This window comes from Paraburkholderia sp. J7 (genome assembly GCF_905220155.1).
In the GTDB taxonomy this organism is placed as follows: domain Bacteria; phylum Pseudomonadota; class Gammaproteobacteria; order Burkholderiales; family Burkholderiaceae; genus Paraburkholderia.
This window is the reverse complement of the sequence record NZ_CAJMYZ010000001.1, coordinates 122472-149207: the sequence shown is the minus strand read 5'-3', so window position 1 is coordinate 149207 and position 26736 is coordinate 122472. Positions and strand designations below refer to the sequence as shown.

The following is a 26736-nucleotide window of genomic DNA, read 5'->3' as shown; positions in this document are numbered from 1 at the left end:
ACGTCGTTCCGCCGGAGTCTCCCGATGAACCCACGCGCTCTCCCTGCATTCGCACGCCGCCCGCACATCGCCGCCGTTGCATTCGCCGCCGCCTGCCTCGCAGCCACGTTCGGCGCGCCGCGCGCGCATGCCGAAACGCGTGAGGTCGTGATCGCGTATCAGGACATGGTGGTGCCGTGGCGCTATGCGCAGGCCACGGGCGAAGTCGAGAAGGAAACGGGCTACAAGGTCACCTACCGCAAGCTCGCGAGCGGCGCCGACGTGATCCGCGCGCTCGCCTCCGGCTCGGTGCAGCTCGGCGAGGCCGGTTCGAGCCCGATCGCAGCGGGCCTCTCGCAGGGTGTGGATCTCTCGCTCTTCTGGATTCTCGACAACATCAACGACGCCGAGGCGCTCGTCGCGCGCGACGGTTCGGGCGTGACGAGCATCGCGGGCCTCAAAGGCAAGACGATCGGCGTGCCGTATGTCTCGACCTCGCACTTTCACGCGCTCGTCGCGCTGCAGAACGCGGGCGTGAATCCCGCCGACGTGAAGATCGTGAACCTGCGTCCGCCCGAAGTCGCGGCCGCCTGGCAGCGCGGCAACATCGACGCGACCTACATCTGGGACCCCGTGCTCGCGCAGGTGAAGAAAAACGGCAAGGTGCTGATCACGTCGGGCCAGGTGGCGAAGGCCACGGGCAAGGCGACCTTCGACGGCTTCGTCGCGGACAAGCGCTTCGCAAAGGACAACGCCGATTTCGTCGCGAAATTCGTCAAGGTGCTGGCCGCCGCGGACGCCGATTACAGCGCGCATCGCGGCGCCTGGAACGCGGCTTCGCCGCAGGTGCAGGCCGTCGCGAAAGAGTCGGGGGCGAATGCCGCCGAAGTGCCGGCGAGCCTCGCGCTCTACGCCTTCCCCACGCCCGCCGAGCAAGCCTCGAAGCAATGGCTGGGCGGCGGGGCGCAGTCGGGCGCGGCGCAGTCGCTGCTCGCCACGGCGACCTTCCTCAAGGAGCAGGGCACGATCCAGAACGTGCTGCCCGACTACTCGGTGGGCGTCGATCCGCAGTACGTGCAGCGCGCCGCCGCGCACTGAACGCAAGGAGCTTTGCATGAGCGCGCTCGCGATCCGCGATCTCACCGTCATCTATGAGGGCGCGCAACGCGGTGCGCCGCCGAACGTCGCGCTAGCGAACGTGAACCTCGAAGTGGCGAGCGGCGAATTCGTCGTGGCGCTCGGCGCTTCGGGCTGCGGCAAGACCACGTTGCTCAACTGCATCGCGGGCTTCATCGAACCCGCGCAGGGCGAGGTGCGCGTGAACGGCGCGCGCGTGGAGGGCCCGGGCGCGGAGCGCGGCGTGGTGTTCCAGAAGCATGCGCTGCTGCCGTGGCTCGACGTGCTCGACAACGTCGCGCTCGGCTTGCGCTTTCGGCGCGTGCCGAAGGCGCAGCGCGAGCGCATCGCGCGCGAGCAGCTTGCGCTCGTGGGGCTCGAAGCGCAGGCGCGAGAACGCGTGTATGCGCTCTCCGGCGGCATGCAGCAGCGCGTGGGCATTGCGCGCGCGCTCGCGAGTGACCCGCAGATTCTGCTGATGGACGAACCGATGGGCGCGCTCGACGCCCTGACGCGCGAGCAGGTGCAAACGCTCGTGCTCGACGTCTGGGCGCGCACGCGCAAGACGGTGTTCTTCATCACGCACAGCGTGGAGGAGGCGCTTTTTCTCGCGACGCGCATTGTGGTCATGACGCCGGGGCCTGGCCGGATCGAGCGCGAGTACGAAGTGCCGTTCGCGCGCCAGTACCTCGCCACGCGCGATGCGCGCGCGGTGAAGTCGTCGCCGGAATTCATTGCGTGGCGCGAGCGGCTAGTCGATTTGCTGCATGCGGACGCGGGCGCACACGCACACGAGGAGCCGGTATGAGCGTGCCGCAGGAATCGTTGAGAGAAGTCGCGCTGAAGGCGCGTCGCGCGGCGCCCCACGGCGGCGAGGCGCATGGGGCGCGCGAGGCGCAAGCCGCCCGCTCGAAAGTCTGGCGCATGCCCGGCGAGGGCCCGACCGTTGCGCTGAGCGCGGCGTCGGTGGTGGCGCTCGCGCTGCTCTGGTGGCTCGCCACGCACCTGCACTGGCTGCCGCCGCTTTTCCTGCCAACGCCCGAAGCCGTCTGGCAAGCGTTCACCGACGCCTTGCATGGCCGCATCCAGGGCGGCCTGCCGCTTTCCGAGCATTTGTTCTGGAGCGCGCTGCGCGTGTTCGGCGCGTTCCTGCTTGCGGTGGTGACGGCCGTGCCCGTTGGCATCCTGATGGGCGTGTCGCGTATCGCACGCGGCTTGCTCGATCCGCCGCTCGAGTTCTACCGGCCGCTGCCGCCGCTCGCCTACCTGCCGCTCGTGGTGATCTGGTTCGGCATCGACGAGACGGCCAAGATCGTCGTGATCTGGCTCGCCTGCTTCGCGCCCATCGCAATGGCCGCGCGCGCCGGTGCGAAGAGCGCGAGCGTCGAGCAGATCCGCGCGGCGGCGTCGCTCGGCGGCGGTTTCGCGCAGATCGTGCGCTTCGTCGTGCTGCCCGCCGCGCTGCCCGAAATCCTCACGGGCCTGCGCATCGCGATCGGCTTTGGCTGGACCACGCTCGTGGCCGCCGAGATGGTCGCCGCGACGGCGGGTCTCGGCCAGATGGTGCTCAACGCGTCGAGCTTCCTGCGCACGGATGTCGTGGTGATGGGCATCGTGCTGATCGGGCTCATCGCCTGGGGCTTCGATCTGGGCATGCGCGCGCTCGAAAAGCGCCTCGTGCCGTGGAAGGGGCGAGGCTGACGCAGCACCCCCGCCGTTTCTGGAAATCCAAACGGCAGTAGGGCGCGATTCTGGAAAACCAGATTCGCGCCTTTCTTCGTTGGATTAAAATCCTTATAAATCAACGTCATGGGCGTTGATGCTTGCTGGCATTCTCCTTGCAACTAAGAACGCGCGGCCACCCAGGCCGCGACAAAAAAACAGTCAGGAGACAGCCGATGTCCGATCCCATCTTCCGGTTTCGCTGATTCCCCAGTTTCGTCCTGTCGCGGCCCGAACCTCCTTCGTTCGGCCATTGGCTTAACTCATTTGCAGGAACCATCGTGAAGAAACCTCTCCACAAAGTCCTCTACGTCCAGGTGATCGTGGCGATCGTCATCGGCGTGATCCTGGGCCACTACTGGCCCGCCCTCGGCATCGACATGAAGCCGCTCGGCGACGCCTTCATCAAGCTCATCAAGATGGTGATCGGGCCGATCATCTTCTGTACCGTCGTGACCGGCATTGCGGGCATGGAGGACATGAAGAAGGTGGGCCGCGTGGGCGGCAAGGCGCTGCTCTACTTCGAGATCGTCTCGACCTTCGCGCTCGTGCTCGGCCTCATCGCCACGCACGTGCTCAAGCCGGGCGCGGGCTTCAACGTCGACGTGAACACGCTCGACGCCAAGGCCGTGGCGAGCTACGCCGAAAAGGCGCACGGCCAGAGCAGCGTCGACTTCCTGATGCACATCATTCCCGACACGATCTCGTCGGCGTTCGCGCAGGGCGAGATCCTGCAGATCCTGCTGATCGCGCTGCTGTTCGGCGCGGTGCTCACGCAGATCGGCGAGCGTGGCCGCCCGGTGACCGCGTTCATCGAAAGCGTGTCGGGCGTGCTGTTCGGCATCGTGAAGATCGTGACGAAGCTGGCACCGATCGGCGCGTTCGGCGCGATGGCGTTCACCATCGGCAAGTACGGCGTGGGCTCGCTCATTCCGATGCTCAAGCTGATCGGCACGTTCTACCTCACGTCGATCGTGTTCGTGCTCGTCGTGCTCGGCGCGATCGCGCGCTTCACGGGCTTCTCGATCATTCGCTTCGTTTCCTACATCAAGGAAGAGCTGCTGATCGTGCTCGGCACGAGCTCGTCGGAATCGGCGCTGCCGCAACTGATGCAGAAGCTCGAGCGCCTTGGCTGCTCGCGCTCGGTGGTGGGCCTCGTGGTGCCGACCGGCTACTCGTTCAACCTCGACGGCACCAACATCTACATGACGATGGCAGTGCTTTTCATCGCGCAGGCGACCAACACGGACCTCACGTGGACCCAGCAGCTCACACTGCTCGCGGTGACGATGCTCACCTCGAAGGGCGCGAGCGGCGTGACCGGCGCGGGCTTCATCACGCTGGCGGCAACGCTCGCCGTGGTGCCGACCATTCCGCTCTCGGGCATGGTGCTGATTCTCGGCATCGACCGCTTCATGAGCGAGTGCCGCGCGCTCACGAACATCGTCGGCAACGGCGTGGCGACGGTCGTGGTCTCGGCATGGGAAAAGGAGCTCGACCGCAACAAGCTGCGCGCCGTGCTCTCGGGCCAGACCGAAGATCTGAAGGAAAGCGCGGGCGCGTAAGCGGCGCCGGGCGGCGGCGCGCAAGCCGCGAGGCGCGCGCCGCCCGCCGATGTTCCTTCTCTCGATGTTTCGCGGCCATGGCCGTTGGGCGGCGCGCCCGTTTCCCCTGCGTGAGCGCACCGCCCGTTTTTGCTTGTATCGTCTGACGCGGCTGCACGTTGGCCTGAGCGCGCGCCCGAAGGCCGCTGTCCGCCCCGGACGAGCCGGACGCCCCAGCGCGGCCGTGTGCCACAATCTCCCTCATCCCCTTGACCGCCTGGAAGCCGCTCACGTGACGCGCCGCCTCATCATCCTCTTCGCGCTCGCAGCCGGTCTCGTCGCGGTCTGCGCGCTGACGTGGGCGCTCACGTGGCAGGCCGGCATCGACGCGCTGCGCCGCAACGCGGCCGTGCGCGGCGACCGCACCGCGGCTTCGCTCAAGAGCACGCTCGAGCGCTACGACTCGCTGCCCTATATCGTCGGCGAGCATCCGCTCGTGCAGAACGTGCTCGTCGATCCGCGACCCGAGTGGGTCGCCGCCGCGAACCGCTATCTCGAAGACGTGAACCGCCACGCGCGCGCCACGACGACCTACATCATCCGCGCCGACGGCATGAGCATCGCGGCCAGCAACTGGCGCGACCCCGATAGCTTCGTGGGCGTGGATTACCGCTTCCGGCCGTATTTCATCGGCGCGATGCAGGGCGGCGTGGGCCGCTTCTTCGGCATCGGCACGGTCTCGCACGATCCGGGCTACTACGTGTCGCAGCCGGTGCGGCGCGACGGCAAAATCGTCGGCGTGGCCGTGGTGAAGCTCAATCTCGAATGGTTTCCGGGCACCGATGCCTCGGAGCCGCTTCTCGTGACCGACGATCACGGCGTGATCTTTCTCTCCTCGGTGCCCGCGTGGAAGTACCGCACGGTGCGCCCGCTGCCGCCGGCTGTCGTGGCCTCGATCGACGCCACGCGCCAGTACGCGAGCGAGCCGATCGCGCCGCTGCCGGCAAGCGTCGAGCGCGTGTTGCCGGGCGACGCCGACATCGTGCGCATGGGTGCGGGCATCCGCGCCCCGCGCTACCTGGAGACGCGCCGCTCGCTCGGCGAGCCCGACTGGCATCTCGTCACCATGTCGTCGATCGACCCGGTGCTCGAAGCCTCGCGCAATGCGACCATCATGACGGGCTTCGGCTATGTCTCGCTGTGCCTCTTTGGCTTTTACTGGCGCATGCGGCGCGCGCGCGTGAAGGAAGTAATGCGCAGCCGCGCGATGCTGCAAAAGGCCTACGCGATGCTCAACGAGCGCGTGGCCGAGCGCACCGCCGATCTCTCGCAGGCGAACGAGCGTCTGCAGCGCGAGGTGGCGGAGCGCACGCGCGCTGAAGGCGTACTGCGCGCGACCCAGGACGAGCTGATCCAGGCGAGCAAGCTCGCGGCGCTCGGCCAGATGGCGGCGGGCATCACGCACGAGTTGAACCAGCCGCTTGCAGCGCTGCGCAGCTTCTCGGACAACACGCGTGTATTTCTCGAGCGCGGCCAGTACGCGGCGGCCACCGAAAACCTGGAGGCGATCGCCGCACTCACCGAGCGCATGGGCAAGATCGTGAACCAGCTCAAGCTGTTCGTCGGACGCGCGCGGCCCAGGAGCGCGCGCGCGCCGGTTGCCCGCGCGCTGCGCAACTCGCTCGCGTTGCTCGGCAAGCGGCTCGACGGCGTGCGCGTGGATCTCACGTTGATGGAAGACGGCGCGCCGCCCGTGCCGCTCGATGTGGACGCCGAGTACCCGGACCTGAGCGCGCAGAGCGACGACCTGCGGCTCGAACAAGTGCTGATCAACGTGCTCGGCAATGCGCTAGACGCCGTGGCGGGCCTGCCCGCGCCGCGCATTGCGATCGATGTTCAGGCGAGCGCGGCGACGCTTGCCATCGCGGTGAGCGACAATGGGCCGGGCATTCCCGAGGATGTGTTGCCGCGCCTCTTCGAGCCGTTTTTCACGACGAAGGAAATGGGGCAGGGGCTTGGCCTCGGACTCGCGATTTCCTCGTCGATCGCGCGTGATTGCGGCGGCTCGCTCACGGCGAGCAACGCACCGGAAGGCGGCGCACGCTTCGTGCTGACGCTGCGCCGCGCGCGTGCGGACGCCGCGAGCGCGGCGCGTGCGGCAGGATTGTGATCAAGCGCTCTGAAGCGCGCTTATGAATCAGGATGACGAACGAACATGGTGAACACGACGCCCGGCCGGGTGCTCTACGTTGAGGATGACGAACTCGTGCGCCGCGCGGGCGTGCAAAGCCTGCAACTCGCGGGCTTCGACGCCGCCGGTTTCGCCAACGCGGAAGGCGCGCTGCCGCTGATCGACGCCGAGTTCGCGGGCGTCGTGGTAAGCGATATCCGCCTGCCGGGCATGAGCGGGCTCGATCTGCTCGCGCAATGCCATGAGCGTGCGCCCGAAGTGCCCATCATCCTCGTGACGGGCCATGGCGATATCTCGATGGCCGTGCAGGCCATGCGCGACGGCGCGTACGACTTCATCGAGAAGCCGTTCGCCTCCGAGCGCCTGATCGAAACGGTGCGGCGCGCGCTGGAGCGGCGCCTGCTCGTGCTCGAAAACCTCGCGCTGCGCCGCGAGCTGGCGGGGCAGAACGCGCTCGCGCCGCGCATCATCGGCAAGAGTCCGGCTATCGAACAGGTGCGCAAGCTCATTGCGAACGTCGCGCCCACGGACGCCTCGGTGCTCATCAACGGCGACACCGGCGCGGGCAAGGAGCTGATCGCGCGCAGTCTTCACGAGCTTTCGCCGCGGCATGACAAACCGTTCGTCGCCGTGAACTGCGGCGCGTTGCCCGAGCCGATGTTCGAGTCGGAGATGTTCGGATACGAGGCGGGCGCATTCACCGGGGCGGCCAAGCGCCGGATCGGCAAGCTCGAGCACGCGAGCGGCGGGACGCTCTTTCTCGACGAGATCGAGAGCATGCCGCTTTCGCTGCAGGTGAAGCTGCTGCGCGTGCTGCAGGATGGCGTGCTCGAGCGCCTCGGCTCGAACCAGCCGGTGCGCGCCGACTTGCGCGTGGTCGCGGCGGCCAAGGGCGATATGAGCGAGCACGTCGCGGCGGGCACCTTCCGGCGCGACTTGCTGTACCGGCTCAACGTCGTGACGATCGCGCTGCCGCCGCTCGCCGAACGCCGCGAGGACATCGTGCCGTTGTTCGAGCATTTTCTGCTCGACGCGGCGGTGCGCTACCAGCGCAGCGCGCCGCTCCTCACCGAGCGCGACCGCATGCGCCTTGCACAGCGCGACTGGCCCGGCAACGTGCGCGAACTGCGCAACGCAGCGGACCGGCGGGTGCTCGGGATTCCAGACGATCTTTCGGCAGGCGCGGTGGCCAGCGACGACGACGCGCTGCCGCTCAAGGAACGCGTGGAGCAATACGAACGTGCGCTGATCGCCGACGCGCTTGCGCAGAGCAACGGGGCGGTCGCCCAGGCCGCCGAGCGGCTGCAGATGGCGAAGGCCACGCTGTACGAGAAGATTCGCCGCTATGGGCTCGTGGCGCGCGGCGAGGGTTAGCTCCGGTTCGCGACACGTTGTGCAGCGTGCAGGCGTAAAAAAAGCAGCGGGGCTTCCGCTGCTTTTTTGTTGGCTATTGGCCTACCGGCCTGGCCGCCTGTCAGGTCGCCAGCGCCTTCTGAAGCAGCTGGTCGAGTTCCGCGAACTGCGGTTCGCCCACGTAGCGCTTGAGAATCTTGCCGTCGCGGCCGATCACGAAGGTGGTGGGCGTGAGCTGGACGTTGCCGAACTGCTTCGCGGCCGAGCCGTCGTCCATTGCCACCTTGAACGGCAGCTGGCGCGTTTGCGCGTAGTTGGCCACGTACATCGGCGCGTCGTAGTTCATTGCGACCGCCACGAACTCGAGCCCTTCGCCCTTGAAGCGGTTATAGGTCTGGACCATCTTCGGCATTTCCGCCATGCAGGTGGTGCAGCTCGTCGCCCAGAAGTTGACGAGATAGACCTTGCCCTTGAGGTCGTTCGTGGAGACCTTCTGGCCCGACAGAAGCGTGAAGGTGGCGTCGGGCACGCGCTGCTGGCTGCCGAAGAACGCGAAGTAGCCGGCGATGGCAATCGCGACGACGACCACCGCCGCGCCAACGCGCATGAGCACGCCGGAGCGCGATTTCGAAGAATTCGGGGATGCAGCGGTCATGAGCCTTGCCTCGTGCGCCGAAAGACGCGGGTGTTGAGCCAAAACATTGTAGCGCCGAATTTCCCGGCATAGCGGTTACGAGACAACATCCGGGTATGCGCCGGCGGATAATGTCGCGCACCTTTCACTCCCGTGACAAACCGCGCCCCATGGTCCTGGACATCCTTCGCCGTGCCCGCCTCCCGTCGAACCCGTCGCTGCGCGCTATCGTCGCTGCCCGCGTGGCGGTGCTGGGCCTGCTCGCCGCGGCGTTTGCGCTGGCTGCCTGCTCGCCCACCTACGACTGGCGCACGATTTCGAACGACGCGAGCGGCTACTCGATCGACCTGCCGGCCAAGCCGGACAAGGACGAGCGCCGCATCGACGTGAATGGCACGCCGATGCGCATGCGCGTTCAGACGGCCGAAGTCGCCGGCGACGTGTTCGTCATCGGCACGCTCGATCTGCCCGACGCGCAGCCCGCGACGCAGCAAAAGGCGCTCGACTTCCTGCGCGCAGGCCTCGCGCGCAACGTGGGCGCACCGCCCGACGCACGCGCGGTGGCGGTGCCGCTCGCAACGGGCGGCTCGATCGAAGGCGTGGAAATGCGCATGGCCGGCAAGGCGGGCGCCAACGGCGAGTCGCGCACGATACACGCGCGGCTCGTCGCGAAGGGCGCACGGGCCTATCAGGTGGCGATTGTCGGTCGCGCCGAGCCGCCGGTCGAGCAGGTCGACCAATTCTTCGGATCTTTCAAGCTGTACTGAGATTCGGGACTCCGCAGCACAGTTTGTGAGGCCATGTTTGGCTCACGCTGCGGTGGGCGTTTGGCGGTCGAAGTGAATGTTGCGCAGCAGGTAAACACGCTAATTATCGGATTTGATTGAGGGTTTACCGGTTACCCACAGGAGCTGTGGGTAACTTTGTGGAAAACAACGCCGCGTTGGCCGGAAAGGGCCGTCCTGTGGGCTTTCTGTTAGTTTTGGCCGCTTTTCTGTAAATCCAGAAAATCAGAAGAATCAAGGAGTTATCAAACCAGCCGGCGCGTAATGCGAACCATGAACAAATCCGGGGCAAATACGACGAAGTGTGCATAAGTCAAGTCTTGACTTCGATTTATTGGTGCTATTCACATTCCCGGGCGGCACAAGCTCAGTGGCTTACGCCACCGAAATTGACTGTGCCAGGCTAACGCTCCGCAAACACGCGCCGGTACTGCACGGCCTCCGCCACATGCGCGGCCTCGGGCATGGACGCACCGGCGAGGTCGGCAATCGTGCGCGCGACCTTGAGCACCCGATAGTGCGCGCGCGCCGACCAGCCGAAGCGCTCGCCCGCTTCGCGCAGCAGCGTTTCACCAGCAGCGTCCGGCTGGCAGACCGCGTCGGTCTCGCGGCCGGTCAATTCGCGATTGGTTTTGCCCTGACGCGCCAACTGCCGCTCGCGCGCCGCCTGCACGCGAGCGGCGATCGCGGCGCTCGGTTCGGCGCGCGTGCTGGCGCGAGCGGCCAGTTCGGCGGGCGGCAGCGCGGGAATCTCGATCTGGATGTCGATGCGGTCCAGCAGCGGTCCCGAGAGCTTGCGCAAATAGCGCGCGGCGCTTTCGGGCGTGCAGCGGCAGCGCCCCGCGGGGTCGCCGCGCCAGCCGCACGGACAGGGGTTCATCGCGGCAACGAGCTGACACGCGGCCGGGAAGTCGGTTTGCCACGCAGCGCGCGAAATGGTGATCGAGCCCACTTCGAGCGGCTCGCGCAGCGTTTCGAGCACGTGGCGGTCGAATTCGGGCAACTCATCGAGGAACAGGACACCTAAATGCGCGAGCGTGATCTCGCCCGGTTGCGGCGGATTGCGCCCGCCGATCAGCGCGGTCGCGCTCGACGAGTGGTGCGGCGCGCGAAACGGCCGCTGTCGCCACTGCTGCGGTGTGAAGCCGATCGCGCTGGCCGAGAGCAGGGCGGCGGAAGCTAGCGCTTCGTCTTCGGTCATGAGGGGCAGGAGTCCGGGCAGGCGCGCGGCGAGCATCGACTTGCCAGCGCCGGGCGGCCCGACCATCAACAGATGATGTCCGCCGGCCGCGGCGACTTCGAGCGCCCGGCGCGCGCCGCGCTGGCCCACCACGTCGGCCATATCGGGGGGCGTGGCGCCGGGGGCGGCGTCGAGGGCGTTCGCACGCACGGGAGCGAGGCGCGCTTCGGGATCGGCGCCTGCAAGGTGCGCGCAGAGCGAGCGCAGGTCGGCCGCGCCGTACACCGCGACACCCGGCACGAGCGCCGCTTCGACGGCGTTTTGTGCAGGCAGATAAAGCTCGGGCACGCCTGAGCGCTCGCGTGGCGTATGCGCGAGAGCGAGCATTGCTTCGTCGGTCTCAGTATCAGGAATGCGAAGGATCTCGCCCTGGCTGGGCGATGCCGCGTCGTCCACACGCGCTGCGCGCTCCCTGTGCGCGCGGGCGGTGCCGCATGCCATGGCGAACGCACCGCGCATCGGCCGCACGGCGCCCGTGAGCGAAAGCTCGCCCGCGAACTCGCGGTGCGCGAGCGCCGCAGCCGGAAGCTGCCCGCTTGCCGCGAGAATGCCGAGCGCGATTGGCAAATCGAAGCGGCCTGATTCCTTGGGCAAATCAGCGGGCGCGAGGTTGACGGTAATGCGCCTCACCGGGAAGTCGAAGCCGCAGTTCGAGAGCGCGGCGCGCACGCGCTCGCGGCTTTCGCGCACTTCGAGATCGGGCAGCCCAACGATGGAAAACGACGGCAGCCCGTTGGCGAGATGGACTTCTACGGTGACTTCGGGCGCGCGGCCAGCAGCCGGCGCGCGGCTGCGCACCACGGCAAGCGACATGGGATTCTCCGGAAGGCTCGCATGCTGGCGTGGCGCGCGCGTTGTACTGACAAACTTCGCGCGCCATGCATGCGCCAGGCTGGTGAGGCGTATGCCCCTTTACGGTTCCATTGCGTTTCGCGTACGAATCGCTTGCGGCGGTGCGGCAGGGGTGCTGCACTCAATTGCGCACAGGAATGCGCAACAAAATGATCAGGAGGACTGGCTAGTCACCGGCAGCTTTTGCTCGAGTTCGGCCACGCGGCGCTCGAGTTCTTCGAGGCGCTGGCGCGTGCGCACGAGCACCTGCGTTTGCGCGTCGAATTCCTCGCGCGTGACGAGGTCCAGCTTCGAAAAGCCTTGCGACAACATTGCGCGCACATTGCGCTCGACATCGCGAGCCGGCGAGTTCTTCAGCAGATCGCTCACGCGTGACTGCAGATCATTGAATACGTCGTTTGGTTGCTTCATTCGATTCCCCTTCGCTGCACAAAAAATGTGCAAGTTTTGTTTCGCCTGTGCCCCGCGACGAACCGTGATCGATCTTGGTGCGAACTCGCAGGGCCACGGCCACGTGTGCGCGCAACTGGTGCGCACCGCAGGCCAGTGTGCTTCGCGCGGCGGCGCAGCGGGCCAATTCCAGCCGCTATGCGGCTCCCAGCGCGGCAGCGATGCCTGAGAACACTGTAGCAACGTTCCCCCCGCCACGCCACCGCGCGCGCCTCACGCTGGCCGTTCGGCCAGGGCCTTGCGCGCCGCGCCCCTCAAGGCGCGGACCGGCATTGTCCACGGCTTTGGGCGCGCTTGCATCGAAGTCCATCAGATCGGTGTTGCAGACCGGGTGCAGCAAATTGGCACGGGTGTTGCTACTACTGCCCCGCGCACCGAACGACGGTTGGCTCACGGTGCGCCAGCGGGGCGGTTACGCATCATGCGCCGCTCGCAAGGCGCCCGTTGCAGAAGCAAACAAAGGTATGAAGCAAACCACAGCGAGGACTACATGAAACTGATTACAGCAATCATCAAGCCCTTCAAGCTCGATGAGGCGCGCGAAGCCCTCTCGGCAATCGGCGTGTCGGGGATCACGGTGACGGAGGTGAAAGGCTTCGGTCGCCAGAAGGGGCACACCGAGCTGTACCGCGGCGCGGAGTATGTCGTGGACTTTCTGCCGAAGGTGAAGATTGAAGCCGCCGTGGCCGACGACATCGTCGAGCAGGCCATCGAGGCGGTCGAACGCGCGGCCCGCACGGGCAAGATCGGCGACGGCAAGATTTTCGTCACGCCGATCGAACAAGTGATCCGCATCCGCACCGGCGAGACCGGCGCCGACGCACTGTAAAGCCCGCAGTAAGGCCTAAAGAGACCGAGACAAGAGGAAAGAGGAAACCGAGATGCGCAAACTTTTGATGTCCCTGATGATGGCTGGCTCGCTGCTGGCCGGCGGCGTCGGCGCCGCGCTTGCGGACGACGCATCCGCGCCCGCCGCGGCTTCCGCACCGGCGGCCGCCGCTTCGGCGCCCGACGCAACGGCCGCCGCACCGGCTTCGGCGCCTGCTGCCGACGCCGCTTCGGCACCGGCAGCCGCCGCAAGCGCCCCGGCAGACGCATCGGCCGCAGCCGCAGCCGCCGCGCCCGCCGCACCGACCGCGCCGTTCTCGGTCGATTCGTCGAAGATCAATTCGGGCGACACCGCGTGGATGCTGACTTCCACCGCGCTCGTGCTGTTCATGACGATCCCGGGCCTCGCGCTGTTCTACGGCGGCATGGTCCGCAAGAAGAACGTGCTTGCCACGCTCATGCAAAGCTTCGCGATCACCTGTGTGGTCACGGTGATCTGGACGGTGGTGGGCTACTCCATCGCGTTCACGCCGGGCGGCTCGTTCATCGGCGGCTTCTCGCGCATCTTCCTTGAGGGTATGAACTACATCAAGGGCGACAAGGCGACGACGCTCACCGTGAGCCACCTCGCGCCGACCATCCCCGAGACCGTGTACTTCGTCTATCAGATGACGTTCGCGATCATCACGCCGGCGCTGATCACCGGTGCGTTTGCCGACCGCATGAAGTTCTCGGCGATGCTCGTGTTCATGTCGCTGTGGTCGATCATCGTCTACTCGCCGATCGCGCACATGGTCTGGGAACCGACCGGCTGGCTCGCCAGCGCCGGCATCCTCGACTTCGCAGGCGGCACGGTCGTGCACATCAACGCCGGTATCGCGGGTCTGGTGTGCTGCCTCGTGCTCGGCAAGCGGGTTGGCTACGGCCGCGAAGTGATGGCTCCGCACAACCTCACGCTCACGCTGATGGGTGCGGCCATGCTGTGGGTGGGCTGGTTCGGCTTCAACGCGGGTTCGGCAGTCGCGGCTGACGGCCGTGCCGGCTTCGCGATGCTCACGACGCAAATCGCTACCGCCTGCGCAGCACTCGGCTGGATGTTCGCGGAGTGGATCGCCAAGGGCAAGCCTTCGGTGCTCGGCATCGCTTCGGGTGCAGTGGCAGGTCTCGTGGCAGTTACGCCGGCATCGGGCTTCGTCGGTGTGCTCGGCGCGATCGTGATCGGTGTGGTGGCGGGCGTGGTCTGCTTCTGGTCGGCTACGTGGCTCAAGCACAAGTTCAACTATGACGATTCGCTCGACGCGTTCGGCGTGCATGGCATCGGCGGCATCATCGGCGCGATTCTGACCGGCGTGTTCGCGGTGAAGGACATTGGCGGCGCGGATGGCAGCGTCATCCTGCAAGCCAAGGGCGTGCTCACGACCCTCATCTACAGCGGCGTGGTGAGCTTCATCCTGCTGAAGGTGATCGACATGGTCATGGGCCTGCGCGTTTCGGAAGAAGACGAGCGCGAAGGTCTGGATGTGGTTCTGCATGGCGAGCGCGTGGAATAAACGCGCCGTTCTCGACGGTTTGATCTAGCAGGGCAGCAAGCAGCGACCTGGGCCCGCCTTTTCGGCGGGCCCTTTTCTTTTTAGGGCCCGCGATGGGCTCTTGCGGGGTTCGGGCTGGCCCTGCGCGCCGCGCAACGCGCAAGGGAATAAGCGTCCCGCCCGAGCGTTCGCATAGTGCCCCTTCAATCCGTGTGCCCAATTGCGCCGGGCGGCGCGGGCGGTCCAGAATGGATATCCGGCGTGAATATCCGCACAGGCGGAACCGGCAATTGACCCTACTGCACTGAAGGGATTTCATGACGGAGTTCATGAGGGCAAATCCGTCTTGCAACTGGCGCAATCGTCCCCAGATAACCGACCGGTTTCCCTACAATCAAAGCATTTTGTCTGCGAGTCACCCCTTATGGTCCCGCATCTGGTTACGGCGTTGAATGGCCCGCTCCTCGAGCTGGAGCAGCGCATCCTCGACGCGACGCCGGCCATCGAGCGCTGGTTCCGCCTCGAATGGCAGGAGCACACGCCGCCGTTCTACGCTTCGGTCGACCTGCGCAACGCCGGCTTCAAGCTCGCGCCCGTCGACACCAACCTCTTTCCCGGCGCCTTCCACTGCCTGCCGCAGGAAGTGCTGCCGCTCGCCGTGCAGGCGGCCATGGCCGCCATCGAAAAGATCTGCCCGGACGCCAAGAACCTGCTCGTGATTCCGGAGATGCACACGCGCAACGCGTTCTATCTGGAGAACGTCGCGCGCCTCGCCACGATCATGCGCCAGGCGGGCCTGAACGTGCGTTTCGGCACGCTCGACGAAACCATCGCCGGGCCGGTGACGATTTCGCTCGCGGACGGCCAGAAGATCGTGCTCGAACCGCTCGAGCGTTCGCAGCGGCGCCTCGGTCTGAAGAACTTCGACCCGTGCTCGATCCTGCTGAACAACGATCTTTCCGGCGGCATTCCGCCCGTGCTCGAAAACCTGCACGAGCAGTACGTGTTGCCGCCGCTGCACGCGGGCTGGGCGGTGCGCCGCAAGTCCACGCACTTCTCCTGCTACGACGACGTGGCGAAGAAGTTCGCGAAGATGGTGGGCGTGGACCCGTGGATGATCAATCCGTACTTCGCGCACGTGGAAGGCGTGGACTTCGAGGCGCGCACCGGTGAGGAGCAGCTCGCCACCGCCATCGACGCCGTGCTCAAGAAGATCGCGAAGAAGTATCGCGAGTACGGCATCACCGAAAAGCCCTATGTCGTCATCAAGTCCGATGCCGGCACGGATGGCCGCGGCGTGATGACGGTGCACGACGCCTCGGAGGTCGCCGCACTCACGAAGCGCGAACGTGCGAAGATGTCGGCCACGAAGGACGGGCTCGAAGTGCGCGACGTGATCGTGCAGGAAGGCGTCTACACGTTCGAGCATATCGGCGACGAAGTGGCCGAGCCGGTCGTGTACATGATCGACCGCTACGTGGTGGGCGGCTTCTACCGCGCGCACGGCAGCCGCGAGCGCGACCAGAACCTGAACGCGCCGGGCATGCACTTCGTGCCGCTCGGCTTCGAGCACACGGCGCTGCCCGACACGCGCGCGAAAGCGGGTGCGGCGCCGCCGAACCGCTTCTACATGTACGGCGTGGTGGCGCGGCTCGGTTTGCTGGCGGCGTCGGTCGAGCTGGAGAAGACCGACCCCGAGGCGATCCAGGTCTGACCGGCACCTACACCTCGTCCGTCATTATTCGGACAATTCAACGCAGCGCCCGCCCCGTGCGGGCGTTGCCGTCATGACACCAGGGACAACGCAGGGACGATATGGACATTCTCTTCATCGCCGATCCGCTCGAACGGTTCAAGATCTACAAGGACTCGACCTACGCGATGATGGCCGAGGCCGCGAAGCGCGGCCACACGCTTTTCGCGTGCGAGCCGCAGCACCTCGCATGGGTGAACGGCCAGGTCGAAGCCGACGTGCGGCGCTTCGAGATCGTCGGCGATACGGCGGACCTGCATCGTGAAACGTGGTTCAAGGACTCGCCCGATGCGCGCGCGCTCACGGGCTTCGACGCCGTGATCATGCGCAAGGACCCGCCGTTCGACATGGAGTACGTGACGTCCACATGGCTGCTGGAGATCGCCGAGCGCGCGGGCGCGAAGATCTTCAACAAGCCGCAGTCGATTCGCGATCACTCGGAAAAGCTCGCCATCGGCGAGTTTCCGCAGTTCGTCGCGCCTACGCTCGTCACGCGCAGCGCGGCGCGCCTGCGCAAGTTCCACGAAGAGCATCAGGACGTGATCTTGAAGCCGCTCGACGGCATGGGCGGCATGGGCGTGTTCCGCGTGAAGGCGGACGGCATGAACCTCGGCTCGATCATCGAGATGCTGAGCCATGACGGCGCGCGCAGCGTGATGGCGCAGAAGTTCATCCCCGAGATCAAGGCCGGCGACAAGCGCATTCTGCTGATCGGCGGCGAGCCGGTGCCGTACTCGCTCGCGCGCATTCCTCAGGGCAATGAGGTGCGCGGCAATCTGGCGGCGGGCGGACTGGGCGTCGCGCAGCCGCTGACGGCGCGCGATCTGGAGATCGCAAAGGCGCTCGGCCCGAGGCTCGCGGCTCGCGGCCTGCTGCTCGTGGGGCTCGATGCCATCGGCGACTGGCTTACCGAGGTCAACGTCACGAGCCCGACGTGTTTCCGCGAAATCATGGAGCAGACGGGCTTCGACGTGGCCGCCATGTTTATCGACGCGCTGGAGCGTGCGGCGGCCTGAGCTGGGTTTGGCCCCGAAACGTCGGCCGGGGCGCATTTGAAGGCCGCACCTGGAATGCGGACTTGAAAGCCGCATGTATGGCGGCATCTGCCGGCTGTGGGCGTCTTGCAGGGCGGGCGCTCCATCAAGACCTTGGCTGGCGGGGAGTTTCGGACCACGAAAGGTCGCGCACGCGTCCGGAGCTTGTGAATTGCGCGCGACACCTGTCGCCGCTGTGAGCAAAACCGCCTCGCGTGCGCGAAAATGACCCTGCTACAATGCCGCGAGCCCGCGTTCCGGGCTGGCACGCCTGCGTCGTAAAGCGATCTGGCTGCCGCGCGGCGCGTGTTCCGACCCTGCGAGCCCACGGCTGGCCGCAGGCTCGGCGCTGCAGGACGCGATTGACGAAACGTCCCGGCATCAACTGAGCCGTTTTTTGCAGTCAAGCTGACATGGCAGGGATTCTGATCATTGCGCACGCACCGCTCGCCACCGCGCTACGCGAGTGCATCGCGCATATCTATGGCGGTTGTCCGGCGCGTATCGGCGCGCTCGACGTGCTCCCCGACAGCGACCCGGCTGAAGTGGTCGCCAAAGCCAATTCGGAGATCGAGCGCTTGCGCGAGGATAACGGCGCGCTCGTGTTGACCGACATGTTCGGCGCTACGCCCTCGAACATCGCGGCGCGTCTTGCCACGGTGCCCGAGGTGCGCGTGCTGGCCGGCGTGAATCTGCCGATGCTGGTGCGCGCCGTGTGCTACCGCGCGACGCCGCTCGACACGCTCGTCGAAAAGGCGCTCGCCGGCGCGAGCAAGGGCGTCCAGACGATCGGGCCGACCATGCCGCCCGTTGCGGCCGCGGCGAGCGAATGCGGCTGCCCGCCCGCGCCCTGCGCCGAAGGCGCTGCCGACACAACAAAGCTCGCCGCAACTCAGCCAGCAGGCCAGGGCGCGAGCCAACCGGCCGCCGCAACGCTGGGCGCGGCTTGCACAGGCGGCGTCGAGGCGGGCGTATTGAGGCCGGCAGGCGCCGCCTGAAGCGGCGTCGCGGCACCAGAAGCCAACAACAAGGCACACCGAAAGACCCCAGTCACACTTCCACACACTGCGTCCGGATCGACCTATGCTGCAACAAGAAACGACCATCGTGAATAAACTCGGCCTGCACGCGCGGGCGTCGGCGAAGCTGACGCAGCTCGCCGGCAACTATCAGGCGGAAATCTGGATGAGCCGCAACGGCCGCCGCATCAACGCCAAGAGCATCATGGGGGTCATGATGCTGGCGGCAGGTATCGGCAGCACGGTGATGATCGAAACCGAAGGCCCCGACGAGGCCGACGCCATGAGCGCGCTGCTCAAGCTGATCGCCGACAAGTTTGGTGAAGGTCAGTAAGACGCGCACGGTCGTTGCGCCTTGCTTGAAACGCCGCGGTTTGCCGCGGCGTTTTCATTGGTGCGCCGGGCACTGCAGCACAACGCCGCAGTAAGGCGCGAACAGGTACGCATGGCCACATTTGGCCGCGCCGGAATTTATAATCATCGCCGGGGTCTGAGAGAGCGCATTGCAGCGGTTTGCCGCAGCATCAAATAACAGAGGAGGTGCGCGTGCCGTTCACGCTGCATGGAATTCCCGTATCACGCGGTATTGCCATCGGGCGAGCGTATCTGATCGCCCCGGCTGCGCTCGACGTCGACCACTACCTCATCGAGCCCGCGCAGATCGAAGACGAAATCGTGCGCTTTCGCGCCGCGCTTCAGGCCGTGGAGCTGGAGCTCGACACGCTGCGCGCCGACCTCGCCGCCGACGCCCCTTCCGAAATGGGCGCGTTCATCGGCGTGCACCTCATGATCCTGAACGACGTGATGCTCGTGCAGGAGACCATCGACCTCATCCGAACGCGGCGCTTCAATGTGGAGTGGGCGCTTACCGAACAGCTCGAACGCCTCTCGCGCCACTTCGACGACGTGGAGGACGAGTACCTGCGCGAGCGCAAGGCCGATATCGAACAGGTCGTGGAGCGCGTGCTGAAGTCGCTCGCGGGCGCCATGCCCCCGTCGCTGCACGGCGGCTGCGACGAGATGATCGTCGTCGCGCACGACATCGCGCCTGCCGACATGCTGCAGTTCAAGGGGCAAACCTTCCAGGGCTTCGTGACCGATCTTGGCGGGCGCACCTCGCATACGGCCATTGTCGCGCGCAGTCTGGGCATTCCGGCGGCCGTCGGTATGCAGCAGGCGAGCGCGCTGATCCGTCAGGACGATCTCATCATCGTCGATGGCGATCATGGCGTCGTGATCGTCGATCCCGCGCCCATCGTGCTGGAGGAGTACACCTACCGGCAAAGCGAGATGGCGCTCGAGCGGCGCAAGCTCCAGCGCCTGAAGTTCTCGCCCACGCAAACGCTGTGCGGCGCGAAGATCCAGCTCTACGCGAACATCGAGCTGCCCGACGACGCGCAGGCCGCGCTCGACTCCGGCGCGACGGGCGTGGGTCTCTTTCGCACCGAGTTCCTGTTCATGAATCACAAGGACCACTTGCCGGAGGAGGACGAGCAGTTCGCGGCCTACCGCCGCGCGGTGGAACTCATGAACGGGCTGCCCGTGACGATCCGCACGATCGATGTGGGCGCGGACAAGCCGCTCGACGCCATGAGCGGCAGTGACGGCTTTGAGACGGCCGCGAACCCCGCGCTCGGCCTGCGTGCGATTCGCTGGAGCCTTTCCGAGCCGCAGATGTTCCTCACGCAGTTGCGTGCGATCCTGCGCGCCTCGGCGTTCGGTTCGGTCAAGATCCTGATTCCGATGCTCGCGCACGCGCAGCAGATCGATCAGACGCTCGACCTGATCCGCGAGGCGAAGCGCCAGCTCGACGACGCCGGTTTCGCCTACGACCCGAACATCCAGATCGGCGCGATGATCGAGATCCCGGCGGCGGCGCTTGCGCTGCCGATGTTCCTGCGCCGTCTCGACTTCCTCTCGATCGGCACCAACGACCTGATCCAGTACGCGCTCGCCATCGACCGGGCCGACAACGCGGTGGCCGAGCTGTACGATCCGCTGCATCCGGCCGTGCTGCAGCTGATCGCCCATACGCTGCGCGAGGCGAAGCGCGCGGGCGTACCGGTTTCGGTGTGCGGGGAAATGGCGGGTGACCCGGCGTTTACGCGCTTGCTGCTCGGCATGGGGCTCACCGAGTTTTCGATGCATCCGAGCCAGTTGCTCGTGGTGAAGCAGGAGATCCTGCGCTCGCAGCTCAAGGCGCTGGAAAAGCCGGTGTCGGAAGTCTTGGCCGCTTACGAGCCCGAGGAGTTGCAGGCGGCGCTGCAGCGTGTGGCGCAAGCCTGAACCGCCCCACGTGCACACACGCGCAAATGCAAAAAGCCCCGGCAGGTCCGGGGCTTTTTTGCGTCCAGGTTCTTGAGCGCTTCAAGCGTGCCGGTGCCGCTCGCCGCACACCGGGCAATCCGGCTGGCGCGCCACGCGCATCGTGTTCCACTCCATACGCAGCGAGTCGAGCATCATGAGCCGCCCGACGAGCGGCGCGCCGATGCCGCCAATCACGCGCAGCGCCTCAGCCGCCTGCATCGCGCCGATGATGCCTACCGTGGGCGCGAACACACCCATCGTCGAGCACGCCACTTCCTCGAAGGGTTGATCTTCGGGGAACACGCAGGCGTAGCACGGCGAGGCCTCGTCGCGGAAGTCGAACGTGCTGATCTGTCCGTCGAAACGCAGTGCCGCGCCCGAGACGAGCGGCACGCCGTGCTTCACACACGCGCGGTTGATCGCATGGCGCGTGGCGAAGTTGTCGGTGCAGTCGAGTACGACAGTCGCGCCGGGCACGTGTGCATCGAGCCACGCGTCGTCGATGCGCGTTTGCAGCGCGTTCACCTTCACCTCGGGATTCAGACGCGCGATGGCGTCGCGGCCCGACTCGACCTTCGCGCGGCCCACCGACGCCGTTTCGTGCATGATCTGCCGCTGCAGGTTGGTGAGGTCGACGGTGTCGTTGTCGACAAGGGTGAGCGTGCCCACGCCCGAGGCCGCGAGATACATCGCCGCCGGCGAGCCGAGGCCGCCCGCGCCTACGACAATGGTATGTGCGTTCAGAAAGCGCTGCTGCGCCTCGATGCCGATCTCGTCGACGAGGATATGGCGGGAGTAGCGAAGGAGTTGGTCGTCGTTCATCGCGATGCGCTTGCTCGATGGCGCTGCGATGGACCTCGAGAGCCCGAATGGCTCTGAATGGGGAAGCGCGCGCCGGGGAAATTCCGTGCCGTTATTGTAACGACGCCAGCGGCTGGAGGAGGGGCGGCCTCGCGACCGGCGCACAAGACGCGCGGGTCGCGAGGCGGGTACGGCGTGTTACTTGGCCGGCGCCGGAGCGGAGGCCGGCGCGGCAGCGGAGCCCGGAGCCGGCGCCATGATGAGGGCGCCCGGCTTCACCGCGATCGGCGCGGAAGCCGAGGTCGGCGGCTTCTGCTGCGCGAGGCGGCGCTCCATCGGCGACTTCGACTCGGCCACAGGCTTGCCCTGGAGCTTGTTCAGCGCCTGCTGGAGCATGAAGTCGTCGGTGGAACCGAACTCGACTGGCTTGCGCTCGCGATCCTTCTGGCGCTGCTCCGGCGTCTTCTTGTCGTTCTGCTCTTCGAGCTGGCGCAGCATGTCCATGCGCTCCTGCTCGCGCACTTCCTGCTCCTTCTTCTCGTCCGGGTCCTGCGTGTTGGCGAGGTGGTTCTGGTAGTCCACTTCGCGCGTGACGAGTGCGTCGTCCGGATCGCCGTCGGAATACTGGTCGACCGCGATGTCAGGACGGATGCCTTTGTTCTGGATCGAGCGGCCGCTCGGCGTGTAGTAGTACGCCGTGGTCAGGCGCAGCGCCGTGTCGGCCGTCATCGGGCGCACGGTCTGCACCGAACCCTTGCCGAACGTCGTCTTGCCGACGATGAGGGCACGCTTGGAGTCCTGCAGCGCGCCCGCCACGATTTCGGAAGCCGACGCCGAGTAGGCGTTGGTCAGCACGATCATCGGCACGGTCTTGAACTCGGCCGCCTCGCCCTTGAGCGGATCGCCGTCGAACGACGGCAGACGGTAGTTCTCGTAGGTGTCGCGGTAGACCTGCTTCGAGTCGGGGATCTGGCCGTTCGTCGAGACGACGACCGAATCCGGCGGCAGGAACGCGCCCGCGACGCCCACGGCGCTCTGCAGCAGGCCGCCGCCGTTGTTGCGCAGGTCGAGAATGATGCCCTTGAGGTTCGGTTCCTGGCGCGCGATGTCCTGCAGCTTCTGGGCGAGGTCGGGGACCGTGCGCTCCTGGAAGCTCGTGATGCGGATATACGCGTAGCCCGGCGCCACGATCTTCGACTTCACGCTCTGCACCTTGATGATGGCGCGCGTGATGGTGAGCGGGAAGGTGCGGTCGTCAGTCTTGCGGAAAATCGTGAGCGTGACCTTGGTGCCAGGGTCGCCGCGCATTTGCTTGACCGCCTGATCGAGCGTCATGCCGCGCACCGGCTTGTCGTTGATACGCGTGATGAGGTCGCCCGGACGAATGCCGGCGCGGTACGCGGGCGTGTCTTCGATGGGGGAGATGACCTTGATCAGCCCGTCTTCCGACGAGATTTCGATGCCGAGGCCCGCGAAGCGACCCTTGGTCTGCTCCTGGAGCTCCTGGTAATCGGTCTTGTCGAGATACGACGAGTGCGGGTCGAGGCTCGACACCATGCCCTTGATGGCGGCGGTGAGAAGCTTCTTGTCGTCGACCGGGGTGACGTACTCATGCTTGATTTGACCGAACACTTCGGCGAAGAGCCGCAGCTGGTCGAGCGGCAGCGGTTCGACGACCGTCTGCTGGGTTTGCTGCGCCTCGGCGGAAATCTGCAGGGTGGCAAATACGCCGGTCGCGAGGCCAGCGGCAATCAGGCCGATATTTTTCAGGTTCTTTCGCATAGAGTATGTTGCGTGCGGTCGAAAAGGCGCGTGGCAGCGTCTATTGGAAAAGCGACGGACAAGTATAACTGCACACCCGCCGTGGCTGTGTATAAGGCGCGTACGATGGGACTAAGACAGTGCGGCCGGCACCTGGTTCGCAAACCGTGTGCCGTCAATCCAGTGCTGGCGCGGTGCTGGCAGGGCGCTGGCAATCTTGCCAGCCAGGACCAGAAAAGTGGAAAAGGGGAATGTGCAACGAACTGCGGCGGGCCGCCGATCCGTTGGACCGGCGGCTGCCCGAATAGATCAGGCGCATGAATCAGGCACGGCCAGGCACCGCCAGGATGAGGCCGATAAAGGAAAACGCGGCCCCTTAGCCTGCCTTCTTGCCCTGGTTCGCGACAGCGGCCTGCGCCTTCGCGATGGCTTCGGCGTCGCCCAGATAGTAGTGCGTGATGGGCTTGAGGTTCTCGTCCAGCTCATAGACGAGCGGCACGCCGTTCGGGATGTTCAGGCCGACGATGTCGTCATCCGAGATGTTGTCGAGGTACTTCACGAGCGCGCGGATCGAGTTGCCGTGCGCGGCGATCACCACCTTCTTGCCCGCCTTGATGGCCGGTGCGATCGACTCGTTCCAGATCGGCAGCACGCGCGCGACCGTGTCTTTCAGGCACTCGGTGAGCGGCAGTTCCTCGCGCGGCACCCTGGCGTAGCGCGGGTCGTTGTACGCTGTGCGCGAGTCGGTCGGCTCGAGCGCGGGCGGCGGCGTGTCGTAGCTGCGGCGCCAGACCAGCACCTGCTCGTCGCCGAATTTTTCGGCCGTTTCGGCCTTGTTCAGGCCCGAAAGCGCGCCGTAGTGACGCTCGTTCAGGCGCCACGAGTGGACCACGGGCAGGTACATCTGGTCCATCTGGTCCTGCACGTGCCAGAGCGTGCGGATCGCGCGCTTGAGCACCGAGGTGTAGGCGATGTCGAACGTGTAGCCGGACTCCTTGAGCAGCTGGCCTGCCTGCTGCGCTTCGCGGTTGCCCTGCTCGGTGAGGTCGACGTCCACCCAGCCGGTGAAGCGGTTTTCCTTGTTCCACGTCGATTCGCCGTGGCGGATGAGTACGAGTTTGTACATGAGGATGCCGGTCGGTAGTGAAGGAAGCGGTAATCGGGGACGGGAGGCGCAACGCCGCGGCTACACCATGGCGGCCGTCCAGTCCGGCGGGCTGCACGCCCGGGCTGGGGGGCGGTAACCCTGCGACAAACGGTTATTTTATAATGAGCGGATTGCCCGAACCCGATTTCGCACGATTTCTCTGACTTTCCCTTTTTCCGGCGGACCCTCCGTGACGTTCTTCACCAATTACATCAACCTTGTACTCATCGCGATCGTCCTCATCTCAGGAGGGTTGCTCCTGTGGCCGACGCTCAAGCGCGGCGGCCGCGGCGGCGTTTCGACCGCCGAGGCGACGCAGCTCATCAACCGCCGCAATGCAGTGGTGGTCGACCTGCGTCCCGCGGGTGAATTCGCGAAGGGCCATCTGCCCTCGGCGCGCCAGGTTGAATTTGGCGAACTCGAGACGAAGATCGGCCAGATCGTGAAGAACAAGAGCAACCCGGTGTTGCTGGTCTGCCAGACGGGCCAGCAGTCGCACAAGGCGCTGCGCCTCGTGAAGGACGCCGGTTTTGCCGAGGTCCACGTGCTGGACGGCGGCGTGAACGCCTGGCAGCAGGCCGGAATGCCGGTCGTGAAACAAGGAGGTTCGAAGTGAGCAAAGTGGTCATGTACAGCACCCAGGTGTGTCCGTATTGCCAGATGGCCGAGCGTCTTTTAAAGTCGCGCGGCGTCGAACACATCGAGAAAGTGCTGATCGACCGGGACCCGGCGCGGCGCGAAGAGATGATGACGCGCACCGGCCGACGTACCGTGCCGCAGGTTTTCATCGGCGAGACGCACGTGGGCGGTTACGATGACCTCTCCGCGCTCGACCGTGCGGGCGGCTTGACGCCGCTGCTCGAAGCCGCCTGAGGTACAGGCGCTGAGCCCAGGCTGATTCATAGCCTGATTAGCAGCCACGATCGCCGTGGGACTTCGGTCCGCGGGCGGGCTGCGCAGCGTGGCGTAGCGACGCAGGGTTTCGGCCCGCGCGAGCCAGCGAGGCTTGCGCGGGCCTGTTGCCGTTCATTGCCGTAGTGCGGCGCATTTTCGGGACTTCAAGATGTCGCGATAATGCCGCCGTGATCCATTCAATCAGGGAAGCCATACACCATGTCTGACGAGAACAACCAGCCGTTCTTCAATATCCAGCGCATCTACCTCAAGGACATGTCGCTCGAGCAGCCGAATTCGCCGGCCATCTTCCTTGAGCAGGACATGCCTTCGGTCGAAGTGGAAGTCGACGTCAAGGCCGAGCGCCTCGCCGATACGGTGTTCGAGATCATCGTTACGGGCACCGTCACGGCCAAGGTCAAGGACAAGGTTGCGTTCCTGATCGAAGCCAAGCAAGCCGGCATTTTCGACATCCGCAACATCCCGGCCGAACAGGTCGATCCGCTCGTCGGCATCGCCTGCCCGACCATCCTGTTCCCGTACCTGCGCTCGAACATCGCCGACGCGATCACGCGTGCAGGCTTCCCGCCGATCCACCTGGCCGAGATCAACTTCCAGGCGCTCTACGAGCAACGCCTGCAGCAACTCGCCCAGCAAGACGGCGCAAGCAGCGCGACGCACTAAAGCGCGCGTTGATCGTTTCCACGAACTACCGGTGCGGAGTATCGGAATGAACATCGCCGTTCTCGGCGCCGGAGCGTGGGGCACCGCGCTGGCAGGGCACCTCGCCCAGGCGCATCACACGCTGTTGTGGGCGCGCGATGGCGCGCTCGTCGACACCTTGCGCAAGACGCATGAAAACGCCCGCTATCTGGCGGGCGTTGCGCTGCCCAAGTCTCTCCACTACGAAACGGATCTCGCCGCCGCGCTCGACCATGCTTCGGGCGAGGCGGATCTCGTCGTGCTCGCCACGCCCGTGGCGGGCTTGCGCGGCATGCTCTGCACGCTGCGCGACATGGGCCGCGTGCCCGCGCACTTCGTCTGGCTCTGCAAGGGCTTCGAGGCCGAATCGCAATTGATGCCGCATCAGGTCGTGGCCGCTGAATTGCCCGGCCACGCGAGCAACGGCGTGCTTTCGGGGCCGAGCTTCGCGCGCGAAGTGGGCGAGGGCCTGCCCGTCGCGTTGACGGTGGCGAGCACCTCGGCCGACTGCCGCGAGCGCACGCTCGCCGCGTTCCACCACCGCGCCATGCGCATCTATACCGGCGACGACGTGGTCGGCGTCGAGGTGGGCGGCGCGGTCAAGAACGTACTCGCGATCGCGACCGGCATTGCCGATGGCCTGGGCCTCGGCCTGAACGCACGCGCCGCGCTCATCACGCGCGGCCTCGCGGAGATGACGCGCCTTGGCGTCACGCTCGGCGGGCGTGCGGAAACCTTCACGGGGCTCACTGGCCTCGGCGACCTCATTCTCACGGCCACGGGCGACCTTTCGCGCAACCGCACCGTGGGCAAGCAACTCGCGAGCGGCCGCACGCTCGACGACATCCTCGGTGCACTCGGACATGTGGCCGAAGGCGTGCGCTGTGCTCAGGCCGTGCTGGCACTCGCGCGCGCGCATGGCATCGAGATGCCGATTACCCAGGCGGTATGCGCCGTGCTGTTCGACGGTGTCGCGCCGCGCGACGCCGTGAGCGCGCTGCTGCGGCGCGACGCGAAGGCGGAGTAGGGCGCTTCGGTCCTGCTGCGCCTTGCATGAAGCACGCCCACACGTTGTGTGGAACCGGATTGCAACGG

24 protein-coding genes are annotated in these 26736 nt (G+C 66.1%); 18 read left to right on the top strand and 6 right to left on the bottom strand.

Features of this window, described 5'->3' with window-relative positions; all coding sequences use genetic code 11:
• The first annotated feature begins 24 nt into the window (after positions 1-24).
• The 6 genes from tauA (at position 25) to U5A58_RS00645 (ending at position 7926) form a co-directional block, all read left to right on the top strand.
• The gene (gene tauA, locus U5A58_RS00670) at positions 25-1077 is read left to right on the top strand and encodes a taurine ABC transporter substrate-binding protein (RefSeq protein WP_321959926.1); all 1053 of its coding nucleotides are present in this window, start codon (positions 25-27) and stop codon (positions 1075-1077) included.
• A 16-nt stretch (positions 1078-1093) separates the two neighbouring features.
• A complete protein-coding gene (locus U5A58_RS00665; RefSeq protein ID WP_321959925.1) occupies positions 1094-1903 on the top strand; it encodes a taurine ABC transporter ATP-binding protein in 810 nt (269 codons plus the stop codon).
• Positions 1834-2796 (top strand): ABC transporter permease subunit, encoded by a 963-nt coding sequence (locus U5A58_RS00660; protein ID WP_415774151.1) that lies wholly within the window; start codon positions 1834-1836, stop codon positions 2794-2796. Before U5A58_RS00665 ends, U5A58_RS00660 begins: the two co-directional genes overlap by 70 nt.
• 302 nt (positions 2797-3098) lie before the next feature.
• Positions 3099-4382 (top strand): dicarboxylate/amino acid:cation symporter, encoded by a 1284-nt coding sequence (locus U5A58_RS00655; RefSeq protein ID WP_321907572.1) that lies wholly within the window; start codon positions 3099-3101, stop codon positions 4380-4382.
• A 151-nt stretch (positions 4383-4533) separates the two neighbouring features.
• Complete coding sequence (locus U5A58_RS00650) at positions 4534-6531, top strand: sensor histidine kinase (RefSeq protein ID WP_321960225.1); 1998 nt, start codon at positions 4534-4536, stop codon at positions 6529-6531.
• Between the two features lie 45 nt (positions 6532-6576).
• Positions 6577-7926 (top strand): sigma-54 dependent transcriptional regulator, encoded by a 1350-nt coding sequence (locus U5A58_RS00645; RefSeq protein ID WP_321959923.1) that lies wholly within the window; start codon positions 6577-6579, stop codon positions 7924-7926.
• A gap of 100 nt (positions 7927-8026) precedes the next feature.
• Here the strand turns inward: U5A58_RS00645 and U5A58_RS00640 are convergent, their stop codons facing one another.
• Positions 8027-8512 (bottom strand): TlpA family protein disulfide reductase, encoded by a 486-nt coding sequence (locus U5A58_RS00640; RefSeq protein ID WP_415765071.1) that lies wholly within the window; start codon positions 8510-8512, stop codon positions 8027-8029.
• 197 nt (positions 8513-8709) lie between these two features.
• Here U5A58_RS00640 and U5A58_RS00635 point away from each other — a divergent pair, with 197 nt between their 5' ends.
• Positions 8710-9306, top strand: a complete 597-nt coding sequence (locus tag U5A58_RS00635) for a hypothetical protein (RefSeq protein WP_321959922.1) — start codon at positions 8710-8712, stop codon at positions 9304-9306.
• 421 nt (positions 9307-9727) lie between these two features.
• Here the strand turns inward: U5A58_RS00635 and U5A58_RS00630 are convergent, their stop codons facing one another.
• Both U5A58_RS00630 and U5A58_RS00625 read right to left on the bottom strand, forming a co-directional pair.
• Positions 9728-11377 (bottom strand): YifB family Mg chelatase-like AAA ATPase, encoded by a 1650-nt coding sequence (locus tag U5A58_RS00630; RefSeq protein WP_321959921.1) that lies wholly within the window; start codon positions 11375-11377, stop codon positions 9728-9730.
• A 192-nt stretch (positions 11378-11569) separates the two neighbouring features.
• Positions 11570-11827 carry an accessory factor UbiK family protein gene (locus U5A58_RS00625; protein ID WP_028201802.1) on the bottom strand — a complete coding sequence of 86 codons (258 nt, stop codon included), beginning with the start codon at positions 11825-11827 and terminating at the stop codon, positions 11570-11572.
• Between the two features lie 529 nt (positions 11828-12356).
• Here U5A58_RS00625 and U5A58_RS00620 point away from each other — a divergent pair.
• From U5A58_RS00620 to ptsP, 7 genes are all read left to right on the top strand, one after another.
• Complete coding sequence (locus U5A58_RS00620; protein ID WP_028201804.1) at positions 12357-12695, top strand: P-II family nitrogen regulator; 339 nt, start codon at positions 12357-12359, stop codon at positions 12693-12695.
• 52 nt (positions 12696-12747) lie between these two features.
• A complete protein-coding gene (locus U5A58_RS00615) occupies positions 12748-14244 on the top strand; it encodes an ammonium transporter (protein WP_321959920.1) in 1497 nt (498 codons plus the stop codon).
• Between the two features lie 403 nt (positions 14245-14647).
• The gene (gshA, locus tag U5A58_RS00610) at positions 14648-15937 is read left to right on the top strand and encodes a glutamate--cysteine ligase (protein WP_321959919.1); all 1290 of its coding nucleotides are present in this window, start codon (positions 14648-14650) and stop codon (positions 15935-15937) included.
• A gap of 101 nt (positions 15938-16038) precedes the next feature.
• Complete coding sequence (gene gshB, locus U5A58_RS00605) at positions 16039-16992, top strand: glutathione synthase (protein WP_321959918.1); 954 nt, start codon at positions 16039-16041, stop codon at positions 16990-16992.
• 431 nt (positions 16993-17423) lie between these two features.
• A complete protein-coding gene (locus U5A58_RS00600) occupies positions 17424-18008 on the top strand; it encodes a PTS sugar transporter subunit IIA (RefSeq protein WP_321959917.1) in 585 nt (194 codons plus the stop codon).
• A gap of 85 nt (positions 18009-18093) precedes the next feature.
• Positions 18094-18363, top strand: a complete 270-nt coding sequence (locus tag U5A58_RS00595) for an HPr family phosphocarrier protein (protein WP_028201809.1) — start codon at positions 18094-18096, stop codon at positions 18361-18363.
• Positions 18364-18575: 212 nt separating this feature from the next.
• The gene (gene ptsP, locus U5A58_RS00590; protein WP_321907594.1) at positions 18576-20315 is read left to right on the top strand and encodes a phosphoenolpyruvate--protein phosphotransferase; all 1740 of its coding nucleotides are present in this window, start codon (positions 18576-18578) and stop codon (positions 20313-20315) included.
• Positions 20316-20396: 81 nt separating this feature from the next.
• On the opposite strand, the gene U5A58_RS00585 is transcribed toward ptsP, so the two are convergent.
• The 3 genes from U5A58_RS00585 to gpmA form a co-directional block, all read right to left on the bottom strand.
• Positions 20397-21158 (bottom strand): molybdopterin-synthase adenylyltransferase MoeB, encoded by a 762-nt coding sequence (locus tag U5A58_RS00585; RefSeq protein WP_321959916.1) that lies wholly within the window; start codon positions 21156-21158, stop codon positions 20397-20399.
• A 177-nt stretch (positions 21159-21335) separates the two neighbouring features.
• Complete coding sequence (locus tag U5A58_RS00580; protein WP_321907598.1) at positions 21336-22919, bottom strand: S41 family peptidase; 1584 nt, start codon at positions 22917-22919, stop codon at positions 21336-21338.
• Positions 22920-23274: 355 nt separating this feature from the next.
• A complete protein-coding gene (gpmA, locus tag U5A58_RS00575) occupies positions 23275-24024 on the bottom strand; it encodes a 2,3-diphosphoglycerate-dependent phosphoglycerate mutase (protein ID WP_321907599.1) in 750 nt (249 codons plus the stop codon).
• 211 nt (positions 24025-24235) lie between these two features.
• On the opposite strand from gpmA, the gene U5A58_RS00570 reads away from it, so the two are divergent.
• From U5A58_RS00570 to U5A58_RS00555, 4 genes are all read left to right on the top strand, one after another.
• Positions 24236-24661, top strand: coding sequence for a rhodanese-like domain-containing protein (locus tag U5A58_RS00570; protein ID WP_321959915.1), 426 nt, complete (start codon positions 24236-24238; stop codon positions 24659-24661).
• Positions 24658-24918, top strand: a complete 261-nt coding sequence (grxC, locus tag U5A58_RS00565) for a glutaredoxin 3 (RefSeq protein ID WP_133185323.1) — start codon at positions 24658-24660, stop codon at positions 24916-24918. The genes U5A58_RS00570 and grxC overlap by 4 nt, the downstream gene beginning before the upstream one ends.
• 240 nt (positions 24919-25158) lie before the next feature.
• Positions 25159-25623, top strand: a complete 465-nt coding sequence (secB, locus tag U5A58_RS00560; protein ID WP_133185322.1) for a protein-export chaperone SecB — start codon at positions 25159-25161, stop codon at positions 25621-25623.
• A 46-nt stretch (positions 25624-25669) separates the two neighbouring features.
• On the top strand, positions 25670-26668 hold the full coding sequence (locus tag U5A58_RS00555) for an NAD(P)H-dependent glycerol-3-phosphate dehydrogenase (protein ID WP_321959914.1): 999 nt from the start codon (positions 25670-25672) through the stop codon (positions 26666-26668).
• Positions 26669-26736: the final 68 nt, after the last annotated feature.

Excerpts from the sequence above, each read along its gene's own strand:
- U5A58_RS00595 (WP_028201809.1), top strand. The coding sequence starts at position 18,094 with ATGCTGCAACAAGAAACGACCATCGTGAATAAACTCGGCCTGCACGCG.
- U5A58_RS00620 (WP_028201804.1), top strand. The coding sequence starts at position 12,357 with ATGAAACTGATTACAGCAATCATCAAGCCCTTCAAGCTCGATGAGGCG.
- gshA (WP_321959919.1), top strand. The coding sequence starts at position 14,648 with ATGGTCCCGCATCTGGTTACGGCGTTGAATGGCCCGCTCCTCGAGCTG.
- U5A58_RS00600 (WP_321959917.1), top strand. The coding sequence starts at position 17,424 with ATGGCAGGGATTCTGATCATTGCGCACGCACCGCTCGCCACCGCGCTA.
- U5A58_RS00615 (WP_321959920.1), top strand. The coding sequence starts at position 12,748 with ATGCGCAAACTTTTGATGTCCCTGATGATGGCTGGCTCGCTGCTGGCC.
- U5A58_RS00645 (WP_321959923.1), top strand. The coding sequence starts at position 6,577 with ATGGTGAACACGACGCCCGGCCGGGTGCTCTACGTTGAGGATGACGAA.
- gpmA (WP_321907599.1), bottom strand. The coding sequence starts at position 24,024 with ATGTACAAACTCGTACTCATCCGCCACGGCGAATCGACGTGGAACAAG.
- U5A58_RS00635 (WP_321959922.1), top strand. The coding sequence starts at position 8,710 with ATGGTCCTGGACATCCTTCGCCGTGCCCGCCTCCCGTCGAACCCGTCG.
- gshB (WP_321959918.1), top strand. The coding sequence starts at position 16,039 with ATGGACATTCTCTTCATCGCCGATCCGCTCGAACGGTTCAAGATCTAC.
- secB (WP_133185322.1), top strand. The coding sequence starts at position 25,159 with ATGTCTGACGAGAACAACCAGCCGTTCTTCAATATCCAGCGCATCTAC.
- U5A58_RS00585 (WP_321959916.1), bottom strand. The coding sequence starts at position 21,158 with ATGAACGACGACCAACTCCTTCGCTACTCCCGCCATATCCTCGTCGAC.
- U5A58_RS00555 (WP_321959914.1), top strand. The coding sequence starts at position 25,670 with ATGAACATCGCCGTTCTCGGCGCCGGAGCGTGGGGCACCGCGCTGGCA.
- U5A58_RS00630 (WP_321959921.1), bottom strand. The coding sequence starts at position 11,377 with ATGTCGCTTGCCGTGGTGCGCAGCCGCGCGCCGGCTGCTGGCCGCGCG.
- U5A58_RS00580 (WP_321907598.1), bottom strand. The coding sequence starts at position 22,919 with ATGCGAAAGAACCTGAAAAATATCGGCCTGATTGCCGCTGGCCTCGCG.
- U5A58_RS00625 (WP_028201802.1), bottom strand. The coding sequence starts at position 11,827 with ATGAAGCAACCAAACGACGTATTCAATGATCTGCAGTCACGCGTGAGC.
- U5A58_RS00665 (WP_321959925.1), top strand. The coding sequence starts at position 1,094 with ATGAGCGCGCTCGCGATCCGCGATCTCACCGTCATCTATGAGGGCGCG.
- U5A58_RS00640 (WP_415765071.1), bottom strand. The coding sequence starts at position 8,512 with ATGCGCGTTGGCGCGGCGGTGGTCGTCGTCGCGATTGCCATCGCCGGC.
- tauA (WP_321959926.1), top strand. The coding sequence starts at position 25 with ATGAACCCACGCGCTCTCCCTGCATTCGCACGCCGCCCGCACATCGCC.